At 34.1% G+C, this 14,791-nt stretch carries 11 protein-coding genes and 2 pseudogenes; 10 read left to right on the top strand and 3 right to left on the bottom strand.

What is annotated here, in order from left to right; genetic code table 11:
• Positions 1-160, bottom strand: a 160-nt coding sequence (locus ES765_RS20565) for a transposase (RefSeq protein ID WP_138115525.1), incomplete at its 3' end; no start/stop codon positions are given.
• 363 nt (positions 161-523) lie between these two features.
• Between ES765_RS20565 and ES765_RS22485 the strand changes: the two genes are divergently transcribed.
• From ES765_RS22485 to ES765_RS20580, 3 genes and pseudogenes are all read left to right on the top strand, one after another.
• Entirely contained in the window at positions 524-1,063 is a 540-nt protein-coding gene (locus ES765_RS22485; RefSeq protein WP_138116289.1) for an acyltransferase family protein, read from the top strand.
• Between the two features lie 11 nt (positions 1,064-1,074).
• Positions 1,075-1,569: an acyltransferase family protein gene (locus tag ES765_RS23065; RefSeq protein ID WP_410504835.1), complete on the top strand. Its 495-nt coding sequence runs from the start codon at positions 1,075-1,077 to the stop codon at positions 1,567-1,569.
• Positions 1,570-1,835: 266 nt separating this feature from the next.
• Positions 1,836-2,725, top strand: a pseudogene (locus ES765_RS20580) (nucleotide sugar dehydrogenase); the annotation flags it as partial.
• A 221-nt stretch (positions 2,726-2,946) separates the two neighbouring features.
• Here ES765_RS20580 and ES765_RS20585 read toward each other — a convergent pair.
• Complete coding sequence (locus tag ES765_RS20585) at positions 2,947-3,855, bottom strand: ATP-grasp fold amidoligase family protein (protein ID WP_138116293.1); 909 nt, start codon at positions 3,853-3,855, stop codon at positions 2,947-2,949.
• Positions 3,856-4,545: 690 nt separating this feature from the next.
• On the opposite strand from ES765_RS20585, the gene ES765_RS20590 reads away from it, so the two are divergent.
• The 6 genes from ES765_RS20590 (at position 4,546) to ES765_RS20615 (ending at position 13,014) form a co-directional block, all read left to right on the top strand.
• The gene (locus ES765_RS20590; RefSeq protein ID WP_138116295.1) at positions 4,546-6,294 is read left to right on the top strand and encodes a hypothetical protein; all 1,749 of its coding nucleotides are present in this window, start codon (positions 4,546-4,548) and stop codon (positions 6,292-6,294) included.
• Between the two features lie 90 nt (positions 6,295-6,384).
• Complete coding sequence (locus tag ES765_RS20595; RefSeq protein ID WP_138116297.1) at positions 6,385-7,341, top strand: ATP-grasp fold amidoligase family protein; 957 nt, start codon at positions 6,385-6,387, stop codon at positions 7,339-7,341.
• Between the two features lie 868 nt (positions 7,342-8,209).
• Positions 8,210-9,583, top strand: a complete 1,374-nt coding sequence (gene murJ, locus ES765_RS20600) for a murein biosynthesis integral membrane protein MurJ (protein WP_249356634.1) — start codon at positions 8,210-8,212, stop codon at positions 9,581-9,583.
• A 55-nt stretch (positions 9,584-9,638) separates the two neighbouring features.
• Positions 9,639-10,715 (top strand): glycosyltransferase family 4 protein, encoded by a 1,077-nt coding sequence (locus ES765_RS20605; protein ID WP_138116299.1) that lies wholly within the window; start codon positions 9,639-9,641, stop codon positions 10,713-10,715.
• A complete protein-coding gene (locus ES765_RS20610) occupies positions 10,712-11,896 on the top strand; it encodes an O-antigen ligase family protein (RefSeq protein WP_138116301.1) in 1,185 nt (394 codons plus the stop codon). Before ES765_RS20605 ends, ES765_RS20610 begins: the two co-directional genes overlap by 4 nt.
• Positions 11,897-11,916: 20 nt before the next feature.
• The gene (locus ES765_RS20615) at positions 11,917-13,014 is read left to right on the top strand and encodes a glycosyltransferase (protein WP_138116303.1); all 1,098 of its coding nucleotides are present in this window, start codon (positions 11,917-11,919) and stop codon (positions 13,012-13,014) included.
• A gap of 140 nt (positions 13,015-13,154) precedes the next feature.
• Here the strand turns inward: ES765_RS20615 and ES765_RS20620 are convergent, their stop codons facing one another.
• On the bottom strand, positions 13,155-14,237 hold the full coding sequence (locus ES765_RS20620) for a sugar-transfer associated ATP-grasp domain-containing protein (RefSeq protein WP_138116305.1): 1,083 nt from the start codon (positions 14,235-14,237) through the stop codon (positions 13,155-13,157).
• A gap of 435 nt (positions 14,238-14,672) precedes the next feature.
• On the opposite strand from ES765_RS20620, the pseudogene ES765_RS20625 reads away from it, so the two are divergent.
• Positions 14,673-14,791, top strand: a pseudogene (locus ES765_RS20625) (IS1595 family transposase); the annotation flags it as partial.

Raw genomic sequence — 14,791 nt, forward strand, 5'->3', positions numbered from 1 at the left:
GATACTTGTACCCAGATTTCTCACATCCTTTTGTGTGACCACATTTCATACATTTAAAACCATCGTGCCATTTTATTTTCGCTAAATATGCCTTACAGGCATCATCATTTGGCAATTCTTTTACAAAACTCAATATATTCTGTCCTTCAAATACTTCCATAAACGTTGTTTCTATTGACAACAAGATACAGAACTTAAATGACTAACTCGATTTAAATTGATAGACTTCAGTGTATTACTGCGAAGCTTTGGTTTGCAAGCCATTCAGGAAATGATATCTGAGTAGTATAGTGATGGTAAAGAAAATAATTAATGTGGATAATTTAAAGGTTAATTGTAATTACCACACCTTAGACTAATAAAAACAGAGATGAAGTTTTTTATTAATTAGCAAAAGCTAACTATAGAAATTAATTGGGTTTTGTTGGCCTTTTTATATAACTGTAAATAAATATTTGTCATTCTGCACATTCTTAAAAGTCTTTCAAAAAGAATTGTATAATGAAAATCATAACTTCTGTCTATGTTAAAAAATATAAAAGAAGAAATTCAAGAAACTGCCATAGCAATTGATGATCTTGATGTCTTAAGGGCTTTTGCCATTCTACTCGTAGTTTTAAGACATTGTTTTTCCCCTTACATGGGCTCATGGCCCGTAAGTGCTTTTTATGACCATAATATATTTGCCGATATAACCGGTAAATATATTTCTACCATATCAATGCCATTGTTCGTATTTATTTCAGGCTTTCTTTTCAGTTACCTCAGAAATAACCTTAAAAAATACCCAAACTTCACTGTTTTACTGAAAAAGAAAACAGCAAGACTTTTGCGGCCCTATTTTATATTGGCCCCTCTATATATAGTGCTTTTTATAGACTTTAATTCTACATTTGGTTTTTTAAAACAAATTTGGGAGGGAGCAGGCCATTTATGGTTTCTTTTGATGATTTTCACCATTTTTATGCTGTTTCACCCTTTAGAAAGCTATTTCAAAATAAAACCACTAAAAAGCTTTGTAGTAGTCCTATTTTTTTCCTGTATCCCGGTTTCTCGGTTCTAGGGCTCTATCCTATATCAAAAGCGTTTCATTATTTACCTTTCTTCTTTGTAGGTTACTTTTTTCATTATAAGAGTGCAGTTATCATAAAGGCATTAAAAGGTAAATTTTGGATCCTATTTCTTTCGCATACACTACTATTTATAGGGTCTTTGTTGATTCCAGAATTCATTCAAAATAGTATATTAAGAACCCTGTTCAAAGCATTTATAAATTTGCCATTAGGGCTTATGTCGGTTTCCATGCTCTTCCTTCTTTTCACAATAGCAAAAAAACGTAACACTTCTATGGTCAGTCCAATTATTGCCAATATCAATGAGGCGAGTTATTATATCTATATTATCCATCAACCTTTACTGTTGTGGCTCTATCAACTAAAGTTTTCACACAATTGGCCTCCTTTGTATGTGATTTTGTTTGCCTTCCCAAGTGTTATATCGGCATCCCTCATGTTGGGCAATATATTATTGAAATTTAATTGGGGAAGAAAACTGATAGGAGCTTCTTGAAACCTTTTACGTTCTCGCATTTTGAACGGGAAATAAATAGGTTAGTTTTTCTAAATTGCATTTTATAGGAGGGTATTAGTCTAAAAGGTTCTAAGTGGATAATCTTAATAAGCTTACCGCGTAATAGTGCTGCTTATTATTTAATCATTTTTTCAGCAAACTAATATTTTCCTCCTTCGCAAAACTTATTAATTAAATCACAGTTAAAGTATGAAATACTACCCAACTCCAATTATTGGATTAATCTATATGAATGATAGTATAAGGTTACCGAGGACGAATGTATTCCCGTATTGAAAAAATTAGTGGATTGACCTATAATACAGATTTCTTTGCGGGGTATTCACCGGAGCGTATCAATCCAGGTGATAAGGAGCATACGGTAGAAAAAATATTAAAAGTGACTTCAGGATCCACACCCGAAGTAGGCAAAAAAGTAGACGCTTTGTATGCTTCTGTTATTACAGCAGGTACGCATTTAGCCCCTAATATTAGGGTAGCTGAAGCTGCTAAGGTCATAGAAAATTCGCAACGGGATATTAACATTGCCTTTGTAAACGAACTGGCAAAGATTTTTAATTTGATGGGAATTGATACCCATCAAGTATTGGAAGCTGCGGGTACAAAATGGAACTTTTTACCCTTTAAACCAGGTTTAGTTGGGGGTCACTGTATTGGTGTAGATCCATACTATTTGGCACAAAAAGCCCAAGAATATGGCTACCACCCAGAAATAATTTTGGCGGGGCGTCGTATGAACGATACGATGGGGAATTATATTTCCTCAGAAATTATAAAGTTGATGGTACAACGGGATATTAAAATTAAAGGGAGCTCCGTTTTAGTTTTGGGCTTCACGTTTAAGGAAAACTGCCCTGATGTTCGTAACACCAAAGCTGTGGATGTCATCAACAACTTAAAAAGTTATGGAACAAATGTGACCGTTTATGACCCGTGGGCATCTAGTAATGATGTAGAACACGAATATGGTTTGGAAATAATCAAAAACCTACCAACTGATAAGTTCGATGCTATTGTGTTAACGGTGGCGCACAACCAATTTTTAGGTATGAATTTGAAGGATATGCTCAAACCCGATGGTGTAATTTATGATGTAAAGGGTATTTTAAAACAACATGTGGATGCACGGTTATAAATAACCCCTATTTTATTTTAAAATGGATTTCTTCCCTCTTGTTTATTTTAAAAATCCTACTATTTATTGCAAATCAAAATTGGAGTTAAGGATTTTAAATTTCCACTTAAGTCAAAAAAATAACCATTCCAAATTCTATGCTTGACTCAATTTTTCCTGATGGTATTATTCAACAGTCAAGTTTGTAGTGCTTAAAGGGAGACATTTATTGACAATGTAAGTTATATGGGTAATTTTAGCATATCCCCAATTTGGTAATCCCATTTTTTTGGTTTGAATTTACCAAAGCCTGATTCCGGATGAAAGGTCAATTCCCCAAAATAAATATTTCCTTGCACGCAATAAAAATCTGCGCGAACAAAAATAAAATCTTGGGCAAGTTTTTCTGCCAATGATATCATTTGTTTTAAAAGATGCGGTTTTACAATATTTCGCCCATGTGAATATTTTAGTTCAAAGGGAAGTAAGTTCCAGTTCGTATCATACATATTCCGTTTATGTATTTCTGATCTATCCATATCAACCTGAATAATCTCTACTTTTCCATTACAACAAAAAAATTTAAAATCCGAGGGTATTTGTCCGTTCTCGTCCATTAGTAATTTTTCAACTACTAACCGGGGCACAATTCCTTCATACTGCCACTCGCCCTTTCCCCTCTCATTATCATAGGTATTTTCCAGTTGTTCCCCAAAAAAAATTCTTAATGCTTCCCAATCGATTTTAGATTTATCACGTATAATCTTTACTCCCCCACTTGTGTGATTTGCCTTAATGATTACCGGATAATCTGGTAATTTCTGAGATACAATATCAAACGCATTTTTGGTCGAAAATGCAAGAGGTACAAGGTATTTTTCCCCTATTTTAGTTTTTATGTATTCACGTACTGCAAACTTGTCGGCACATTGAACGTGCAAAGGGGACCGATCGTTCAATTTTAACCATTGTATCTTTTCGTTAAACGATTTAGGCGCTTTTAAATTTAAAGAATAACCAAGCATTCTTGTAAATCTCCATTTCAATATGGTTTCCTCGGCAAAGATTCGGTTCCTTAACCTAAGGAAATAATTTATTAAATTTCTCCCCCACAAGGTGTTACGATATATTTTTCTTACGATTGTTATCATTGAATTTCAATTCTTAAGCGGTAATAAAAGTATCTGTATTTAAGTGCGAAGTTAATGCTATTACTTCCAGTAAGGTCCTTAGACAATCCTTTAAAATTAACCAGCAATCTATGAAATTTCAAAACGACCACTATTTATGAAAACAAATCATAAAGAAAAGAGTTAATTAATTATGATTGTAATCTTATCGAAAAAACCAACATTCAAAATTGATTATCTTAATCAATTTTCCACGATAGTACTATCATATTATTTCAAACACTACACCAAAAAATAGTAAAACATTAAAATAAAATAACCTACTTCCAAAGCATAAAATACATGGTTTTTAAAAAATCACTTCATGGTAACTATTTTAGTTTACACAGTTCATCAATTTTCACGAAAATAAGTGTATTTCATCGAGTTTTAAAAAAAAAAGATGCATTTCAACGAAAATAAACATCCAATCATCCTACTTGCTCCGTATACACCCGCAAGTAAAATGCTCTAGATAAGCAAACAAATCAGAAAAGTTATTTATTAACGATTGAAAATATTATGTTTTATTCATCTTTAAAAATTTAAATACTGGCTCAAAACTGTAGTTCATCGAAAATATTAGTTATTTCAACGACTTTACTGAATATTGACTTATAATTGTATCCCAAATCATAGTTTTTTTTTAATTCAAATAGAAAAACCCTACTTATGCGCCTATTTCAAACTTCCTTTCCAAAACTAGCCCTCTCAATCTTTGTCTGCTTTCATATCTTTTCCTGCAGCAAAGATGCCGATCTATTATCGGAATATGTTGTCACCAATACTGATGGTATTCAAAGCATCACCTTATTAGCAGACGATACGTTTTATATAGCTCCTGGTCAAAATGCTATACTAATGGATGTCTTAAACAATGATTCATTTAGCACTGATGCAGAAGTAGCCATTGTGTCTACTTCTACCCCAAATAAAGGTGATGTTACTATTAATGAAGACAACACCTTGACCTATACCCCACAAACAGTTACGCCACCTGCGGAAGAAACTTCAGCACCAGAAACAACTACGCCACCTGCGGAAGAAACTTCAGAATCAGAAACAACTATACCACCAGCGGAAGAAACTTCAGCACCAGAAGAAGATACCTTCACCTATACTACAGAGGTAACTACGGAAAACACCACTACTAGTCAAGAGGCTACGGTGACCGTAAACTCATCTAGAATGGAAGCGTTAGAAGAATTAAAGGCGTTTCCGGGGGCGGAAGGGTTTGGTAAAAATACTACTGGAGGTAGGGGAGGAATTGTTGTTGAAGTTACTAATCTAAATGACAGTGGCCAAGGCAGTCTAAGGCAAGCGCTAAAATTGACTGGACCAAGAACCATTATTTTTAAAGTAGGCGGAACTATCAAGCTAAACTCTTACCTCGTAATTCCTTCTGCATCAGGTGATGTGACCATTGCCGGCCAAACTGCACCAGGAGACGGCATCTTAATAGCAAATGGAGAATTGCGTATACAAGCAAGTAATGTTATTGTAAGATATTTACGAATTAGAGTTGATGATAATAACGATTCTTATAATGCGGACGGAATAAAAATTCGTTCCTATACTGGTTCTAACCTTAGCGATGTTATCATTGATCATTGCTCAGTGTCTTGGAGTGAAGATGAAAATATAGCAATATCTGATGCCGAGAATATAACCATTCAAAACACCATTACCAGCGAAGCTAACTATGCCTTTTTAATGCAGAAAAGTGAAAACGTAAGTATTTTAAATAATTTATTTGCATTAAACTCTGAAAGAAATCCTTATAGTAATACCCCACAACATGAAGGACTAAGCTATGAATTTGTAAATAATTTAGTACATGGAATGAATTGGGGTTCTTCATATGCGTCTCATGGGTCGAAATGGAATGTGATAGGAAATAAATACACCGTTACAAGTCAAGATATTATAAGTATTACTAAAGTAATTGGATTTGTAGCACCAAACCCTGCCAATGGAGATACCGGCGATATTAAAACTACACATTTATATTATAATGATCTAATATACCCTGCAGGTATATTTACAAGTATAACTGCCAATGATTTAGACCCTTATATTTTTAATGAACCATACCATACCTCTGATTACGCACCTACACCAGCTTCTGGTCTTGAAAATAAAATATTAGCAGGTGTTGGCGCAAGTTTACCTGTTAGGGATGCCGTTGACACAAAGGTAATTAACCATTATATCAATGGAGACGGAATCAGAAATGCAAACCGTACATTCCCAACAATAGCAGGAGGAAATCCTTATTTAGACACTGATAAAGACGGTATATCGGACCAATGGGAAGATGCTAATGGATTAGATAAAAATGACATTGCAGACGGTAGCCTAGACCGTGATGGTAATGGCTATACGAACCTAGAAGAATTTTTATTCTTCCTAGCACTATAACAGAAAAGTGGTTATTTCCACCGTATTTTTCTTTTACATGCCAAATTTTATTTAATATTTGTAAAACAAATACATATTTGTTCTCTAGTCATGAAAGAAAAAATAAAATTTCTTTACCAAAACACTGAACTTGGATTTATTTTGATAAAGCCTTATGTCAATATTTATCAGTACTTCCTGCATAAAAAATACCAATCCCATGAGGTCTTTGTAAAACAAAAGTTTAAAAAAGTCTTTGGTTCTGTATTGGATTTACAAAATCCCAAAACCCTAAATGAAAAAATTAACTGGCTTAAACTAAAGTACTCCCATCGCTTAGCAACTCAATTTGCTGACAAATATGCGGTTCGGTCATATGTTGCGGATACCATAGGGGAAAAATACCTCATACACTTGTTTTTTACTACCAAAAACCCAAAAGACATTACACCTGAAAACCTACCTGACGAACCCTGTATTATCAAAACAAACCATGACAGTTCTGGTGGTATCATTATACGGGATAAAAATGGTCCGCACAATTGGAAACAAATACAAAGCCGTTTGCGAGCCAATATGTCACAAAATTTCTATTGGAATGGAAGGGAACAGCAATATAAATATATTGTACCAAGAATAATAGTAGAGAAGTTATTAAGCGATTCCAGTGGTATGCTTCCAGCAGATTACAAAGTACATTGTTTTAATGGCAAAGTACGCACGATTAATGTTGATATAGGCAGAGGAACAGACCATCATAATAGAAACTGGTACAATCGAAATTGGGAACGAGAAAGCTTTAGTTGGTCTTCTGTTTTAGGAAATGGTAAATTAACAAAACCTAGCGAAAGTGATGTGAAAAAGCCTCTTTTATTAGACAAAATGTGTGAGTTGTCAGAACAATTAGTGATTGACTGTCCTTACTTAAGAGTAGATTGGTATATTTTCGAAAATCGATTATATTTTGGAGAATTAACCTTTCACCATAATGGTGGCATGAGACCTATTGAGCCTAAGCAATGGGATTTAAAATTAGGAAAAGAACTTAATCTACCTAAACTAAAGTAATTTTTAAAATTGATACAATATGTCTGTCTTTCTTTTGATTTTGAAATTAAAAGATAGTAGCCCCTAGGTTATGATAAAATGTGATTAAATATTTTTGAGCTATTAAGTGCTACAGTAAATTTTTTTAGATTCCACAATCTTTCTGTAAAGATAATTAGCAAATCTATTATTAACTTATTGGATGTATTTATAAAAACCAAACGTGTATATTAGGGATGTCTGGTTCCTCATTCTTTTTTATGATTTTTTGTAAAATTTTCACTTAGTCCTAGATAGTATAAAATTAATTCTTAATCAAGTTTTTGGAACTATAGCCTTATATTTATTTTTTTTGGAATGTTACGATAATACCCTCAACTAGGATTTAACCACAAGGTTCAGGCTTTTAAAGAAATCTAATTTCGTATGCGAAGCAAGTATCCTCCTTTTAGTACACAAAACGCAGCTTTAATTTACCTTGCCTAACGTAATCTAAAAATATCTTGGACAACGAAAACTTAGCAATAGCTTTTCTCTTGCAATCTACAATCATCTTTAAGACTTTTAAATGGATTACTTCCGTTGCGCTGTAAGTCTATAAAATGAAAACTTTGGAAGAAGGAATCCCTCTAAAAGGTAAACCCTGAGTTTATAAGGACTACTAATACCTAAAGAAGAGTTATTTTTGTTCAAATAAAAACGAATGGCAAGTATGCGACTTATTTAAATATCTTTCCAAAAAAGCAATATTATAATATAACAAGCGTTGAAAAATCAATGATAATCTATAGGAACGTACTTTCAACAGTACTATTTTGAAGTTGTTCTATATCAAAAAATTAACCTACTATTGCCCATGATGTACTTTTTAACCAAGATAAGGACACATATGGTCAAACTAAAGGCCTCATCGAAGCATAAATTCAACCCAAAAGTACTTGGGGCATTGGCCCTTCGTACTTCCAAAATACCCATGGTGAAATTTATGTTTACCGTAGGTGTATTGACCTTACTAGCAAAGGTATTCGGATTTTACAAGGAAATGGTCATTGCCTCCGAAATCGGTCTCTCCGAATTGCTGGACACCTACTATATTGCCCTTTTAATCCCAGGCTTTTTGCAAACGGTCTTTATAGGTTCCCTTAATAATTTATTTATTCCCAACTATATAACCGAACTTAGCACTTCGAATAAGAAGGGGGAATTCCAAACGGTTAGTTTTATCATGATTACTATTCTGGTAGCTATACTTACCCTTTTATGCCTAGTATTTTCAGCCTATTTTTTAGAAATGGTATTCCCAGGACATCCCCTTGCATATTATGAACTGATACGGAGCCAATTGTATATTATTTTACCCAGTTTATTATTTTGGGGGTACTCAGGTATGTTTGGTGGTCTATTGGAGATTAACAATAAGTTTTTTTTCTCCTCGCTTTCCCCTATTCTAATATCTATTACCTTTTTGGTCTGTCTTTTTGCCTTTAGAGCAGAATTAGGGAATATGGTATTGGCCGTGGGCACGCTGGCGGGGGCGATAGTTACCTTTCTATTTCAACTGTTCTTTGTAGTCCGTAAGAAAATTTTGGAATTTGCCAAACCGGTAATCAACCCCAATATCAGATTAATGATGGGGCAACTCCCACCAAAAATTTCCTCTGGGCTTCTAACTGGCCTTAACAGCTTTGTAGACCAATTTTTTGCCGCCCAACTGGTCGTTGGTTCGATAGCCGCCATCAACTACGGGACAAAAATTCCGGCCTTTGTTGTGGGTATTATCATTATGGTCATTGGAGCGGTACTTTTACCCCACTTTTCACGTATGGTCAATACCGACCTACAAAAAGCATACAAGCAATTGTTTCGAATTTTAAAAATTGTATTTTTTGGTGCCTTGATCGCTACACTTTTCGCATATTTATTTTCCAATCAAATTATTGAACTCTTGTTTGAACGCAAAGAATTTAAGGCAGAAGATACCCTAGTCGTGGCACGAATTCAGCAGATTGCCATACTTTATGTGCCCTTTTACCTCTGTACTTTGGTTTGTGTGAGGTTTTTAACGGCCATCAACAAAAATAAGTTTATGGCCTGGACTTCCTTTTGGAATTTGGGCTTAAATCTAGTGCTTAATATTATATTGATGCAGTATTATGGGGTGTATGGCTTGGTGGCTAGTACCACGGTGGTATATATCATAGCATCCTTTGTTTATGTAGGCTTTACATATAAACAGTTTAAAGCATTGAAGGCGGCCAAATAATAGCATATATGACAATAAAACCGACCTATAGACAGTTATAAACCTAATGAATATAATGAAGATCGACTTTTTAATAACCGCACTAAGCGGTGGTGGTGCAGAGCGAGTTATGGTGCTACTTGCCAATCATTTTCAGGAAAAAGGACATACCGTATGCCTAATCACTTTTAACGTTGGTGACGCATATGAAGTAACATCTGGTGTAATGCGCAAAAAACTGCATGATGGAAAGTTTAAAAATCACAAGTTAAGAACCCTCAACAACTTGCGAAAATACTATGCTCTACCAAAGAACAGGCCGGATGTTATGATTTCCTTTTTAACTCTGAATAACCTAAATACTATTCTGATTGCTAAACTATACGGGATAAACGTAATTGTCTCAGAACATATTAGTTCTCTTGGAAAAACAACTCCTGAATGGTTGACTCGCATTACGAGGAATTGGATCTATCGAAAAGCTGATTTTATAACGGTTTTAACTGCTTTTGATATTGAATTCTATAAAAAAAGAAAATGTAAGGTGGTCGTAATGCCCAACCCCTGTACTTTTCCTGTGCTCTTGCAGAACGATCATCCCCGTAAAAAAACGATTTTGGCCGTTGGTAGTCTCAATCGTTACCACCATAAGGGTTTTGACAACCTTATCGGTTTTATTAAGCCCATTCTGGATGAACATAGTGATTGGACGCTAAAAATAATAGGTGGAGGGGTAACTGGCAAAAAACTCTTGACTAAATTGGTAGAAGAAGAAGAAGGGCTAGCGAAACGTATTATTTTTACAGGGTTTACCAATGAGGTGGCTCAGTATATGAAAGAAGCGGCTATTTTCATACTTCCATCCCGCTTTGAAGGACTGCCAATGGTGCTGTTAGAAGCCATGTCACAGGGAATGGCATGCATTGCCTATGATTGTAAAACAGGCCCGTCAGATATGTTGCGAGACCATTATAACGGTTTATTGATTCCAGACCAGGATGTTCCAAGTATGCAGAAAGGGCTCTTAATGCTTATGGAAAACGAAAAATTAAGGCATACCTTAGGTAACAATGCGTTAAGGAGTTTGGAACGTTACTCGATGAACAGCGTTGCTAGCCAATGGGAGGAGCTATTTAAACAATTGCGAACATGAAAAAAAGAATATTTATTTGCTTTTATATTCCGCTATTTTTTAACATTCTAAATACTCAGGCCTTTATTTCCAAATTTATTTCACCCAACCTAGCACAATTATTTGCCTATGGCACTTTGGGCCTTATCCTTATTGGCGGGTTCTCTATGTTAAACCAAAAGGGTAGTTTTACGCCCCTTATTAAGACTTGGACTATTTTTTATTTGGCCTACTACAGTTTTTCCCTTTTGGCTAATGCCGTTTTAAATACAGATCCTCCTATTCTAAAAAATCTAGTCCCCGTTATTTATTTTTTTGGTTTTGCCATGCTGTTGCGCCTCCCAAGCCAACGGCCAATATTGTCCAAAATACTAGCCATCGGCTTTTTTATAAGCTGTCTGTTTTTAATTTATTTTCAAAGAATTAATTTCTCCATGGACCATGACGGTATCTCTGAATATGCCTTGGACCGGGCCGGAGGGTTATACGGCGACGCAAACAATTCTGCAGTGGCCGCCATCCTGTCCTTTCTCTTTATCGATTTTAGTTTTGTGGCTAACACGAAACTTCATAAGCTGCTCAAAGGTCTGGCCATGGCTATCTCAGTATACGCACTCTTATTGACCTTTTCCAAGACCGGCTTCCTAGTATTCATTATTGTACTAGGCTTCACATATCACAAGTTTTTTACGGTAAAAAGAATACTTTTTTTGATTATTTTTATTCCAATACTTCTTTTTAACCTTGTCAATTGGGGCTTGGAGTCAGATGCCCTTAACATTGTTCAAAAGGAACGGGTACAAAGCTTGGTTAATTTAGTAACCCTGCAAACCGACAAGGTATCCTTTTCAGGTCGAGATGTGTTGCTTGAAAATATGCTGGGCTATATCAATGAAAATCCCATTTTAGGGAACGGGCTTAATTTTGGTAATCAAATTCGCGGCCATAATACCATAATTGGGGTTTGGGCAGATGCCGGCATCCTTACCTTTTTAATTTTTCTCTTTTTACTTGGTTTTTACCTAAAAAAAGCAGTACTAGCACCCCAAGAAGTTAAGTTTTTTGTGTTAGCTGTATTGGCAACCCTATACATTTATATGTTAAGTTTACAAACCATTATTAATCAAGGGTATTTAATCAGTGTTTTTGTTTTGCTAGGGTATTTATTATACGAAGAAAAAGAAAATTCAGAGCTAGTTTAAAAATCACATAAATAAAAACAATGATAAACAAAATTAAAATCATTTTTGTTTTACCTTCTCTCAGAGCCGGAGGGGCAGAACGGGTGATGTCTTTTATCGCTTTAAATTTAGATAAAAATCTTTTTGACGCTTCACTTTTAATAACGGGTAGTAAACAAGACCAAGCCTATACTATTCATGAAGATACGCCTATTACCTTTTTAAATAAAAATAGAGTTAAAAACGCTTTGCCGGCCATAGCCCTGAACATTCTGCGCCATAAACCACATATAGTTATTGGGGCCATTGGCCATATTAATTTTGCCCTCGCCATTTTAGCTATATTCTTTCGGAACATTATTTTTATAGGACGAGAGACCTATGTTTTGGGATACAAACTTCATTCTGTAAAGTCAAAAGCAAAAAAAATTAAAATACCGGATCTTAGACCTTTGACTTTGGATAAGATTATATGCCAGTCTGACGACATGAAAAATGATTTGGTGAAAAATTTTAAGTATCCTGCACAAAAAATCGTAACCATAAATAACCCGGTAACAAATAAATTCAAATTAAAGGCTGCCCAGGGTAGACAAACTTTAATACATTTTATTACGGTAGGGCGACTTAGTAAACAAAAAGGCCATATTCGACTATTGGACGTGTTAGCCCAATTAAACACTCCCTTTCAATATACCCTAATAGGTGATGGTCCTGAAAAGGAAATAATTTTTGAGCATGCCGAAAAATTGAATTTGAACAAATATATTACACATGTACCCTTCACGACTAAAGTTGAGGATTATTTAGCAAAAAGTGATTTGTTTTTGTGTGGTTCTTATGTTGAGGGCTTCCCGAATGCACTTATAGAAAGTTGTGCTGTTGGAACGCCAATACTCGCTTTTAATGCGCCCGGTGGACTTAATGAAATTGTAGAAGAAGGTATTAATGGTTATTTGGCAAATGATGAAACTGACTTCTTGTTGAAATTACGAAAATCTATCACAACAAAATGGGATGCAAAAGCTATTCGCCAATCGGTGTTGAGAAAATACCAAGAAGAGTTAATTTTAAATAAATATGAAACACTATTTTTATCTCTTCACGAAGGTCCATCAACAAAAAAAAATAATAACTGAAAACACCCTTTTTATTGTCAGAAATGACTTTTTATTCAGAATTTAGAAATGAAAAGTTAGTACCGCACATATGAAATGGAAAAATTGAGAAAATGGTTCAATTACCTATTTGGAAATATTTGATTACCTCAAATTTTACATTAAAAATGCTTTTTTTGGGTCAAGGTCAATACCTCTTCAGTATATTCACCAAATAGAGGTCCATGAGTTGCCTGCGAACCTATTGATTGTCCAAAAATATTATATTCAATTAAAATAGGTTTATTTTTTTTGTCTAGGGCTATGTCCCAAGAAATCATTTTGAAGTAAGGTACTTCTTTATGCATTTTTTTAACCATACTCTTAATTTCATCGTAATTGGGAATTAAAAAGTTATCGATACTTGATGTTTTAATATAAGATTCACCTTTAAAAGAGTACTTAGTTTCATTTAAGCTTCCATTGTCATAAATATCTCTGTAAGAACCCCCACCTGTTATATTATCTAAGAAACTACCTTTACTACCAAAACGAACAATTGCAAAAAGTATAACAACCGAAGATTCTCTTAAATATGTACAAATTCGAATCGTATTCAATGAAGTTGGATTCAATTCCATCATGGTTTCGCTCTGGTCTACAATGTCTTGAACAATAAAGTTCTTCTCATACCCTGAAAATAACGTCTTAAAATACTGTTCGTTACAGGTATTCTCATTACCCAAAATATCAACCTTTATTACACTCTTCCCCCCATAAGTATGTAACGTAGACTTTACTATGACGCTAGCATACCCTAAAATAGTTTCAATAGCCTCTTCTTCCGTCACAAACGTGCCATTTATTTTGAAAAAACCATTTATATTTTGTACAATTGTTTTAGGCTGGTTGAAGTCCTTAAATAATTTATTCAACAAATTTTTATCTTGAAGAGCATAATATTCCGTATCGTTTAGTGTGTTTTCAATGTAGGAAAAAAAGATATCCTCGGGTATATATTCAGTCGAAAACTCCTGATAAAATCCACTGTAAAACCTATGCCAATTTATGTTTAAATTTTTAAAGCCATACTTAGCGAAATAGCCTTGAACACTCATTTTTTGTTCGTTTGATAGTTTTTGTTGAGGATTATTCTTTAGATACTTTTTAATAGCGATACCATACTTAATGGTATTCCCTATACGAACTAAACTAGTTAATAAATAGGTTATAAAAATCTTTAATTGTTGAAAAATACTTCTCATTTTAAAAGTGTTTTAAAAAAGTAAAAATAGGATTAAATAATGTTCATTTTTAAACTTTAAAGACCTAATTTTTTTTAAATCATTTTTACCAAAGAATAGAACCAGCCTTAAACAACACCATAAGTTATTCGGTATCGGAGGATAAAAAAATATTGGATAAGTTCTTCAATAAATCATTTCTACCATATAGTATAATTAAAACATTAATAAACTTTTTAATCTCGACGATTTTAAAATAAGTTTAGGCAATGCAATTAAACACTGTTTAAAATATAAATAATTTGTAATAAAACAATCTATTGGGGCTAACTAAAGCGTAAGCGTTTTAAAATTAGAACAAAACTCTACAGGTAACGCCAATGAAATTTTAGTAAATCTTTTTTTAGAGGTCAGTAGATAAGTGCTTATCTTTAGTATTAGTGAATACGTTGAATTATGGACATATTTAAGGGTCAAAACATTCTAGAGTTCTCTGATCGGTTCAAAACGGACTTGGATTGTAAAGAATATCTAGCTGGTTTAAAGGGAAGAAATACATATAAATGCCTTAAGTG

Origin of the sequence: Maribacter sp. ACAM166 (assembly GCF_005771495.1) — a bacterium.
GTDB lineage: Bacteria > Bacteroidota > Bacteroidia > Flavobacteriales > Flavobacteriaceae > Maribacter.

Bases quoted from the DNA above. Each gene is read 5' to 3' on its own strand.
- ES765_RS20585 (WP_138116293.1), bottom strand. From the start codon at position 3,855: ATGATAACAATCGTAAGAAAAATATATCGTAACACCTTGTGGGGGAGA.
- ES765_RS20605 (WP_138116299.1), top strand. From the start codon at position 9,639: ATGAAGATCGACTTTTTAATAACCGCACTAAGCGGTGGTGGTGCAGAG.
- ES765_RS20595 (WP_138116297.1), top strand. From the start codon at position 6,385: ATGAAAGAAAAAATAAAATTTCTTTACCAAAACACTGAACTTGGATTT.
- ES765_RS20590 (WP_138116295.1), top strand. From the start codon at position 4,546: ATGCGCCTATTTCAAACTTCCTTTCCAAAACTAGCCCTCTCAATCTTT.
- ES765_RS20615 (WP_138116303.1), top strand. From the start codon at position 11,917: ATGATAAACAAAATTAAAATCATTTTTGTTTTACCTTCTCTCAGAGCC.
- ES765_RS20610 (WP_138116301.1), top strand. From the start codon at position 10,712: ATGAAAAAAAGAATATTTATTTGCTTTTATATTCCGCTATTTTTTAAC.
- ES765_RS20620 (WP_138116305.1), bottom strand. From the start codon at position 14,237: ATGAGAAGTATTTTTCAACAATTAAAGATTTTTATAACCTATTTATTA.
- murJ (WP_249356634.1), top strand. From the start codon at position 8,210: ATGGTCAAACTAAAGGCCTCATCGAAGCATAAATTCAACCCAAAAGTA.
- ES765_RS22485 (WP_138116289.1), top strand. From the start codon at position 524: ATGTTAAAAAATATAAAAGAAGAAATTCAAGAAACTGCCATAGCAATT.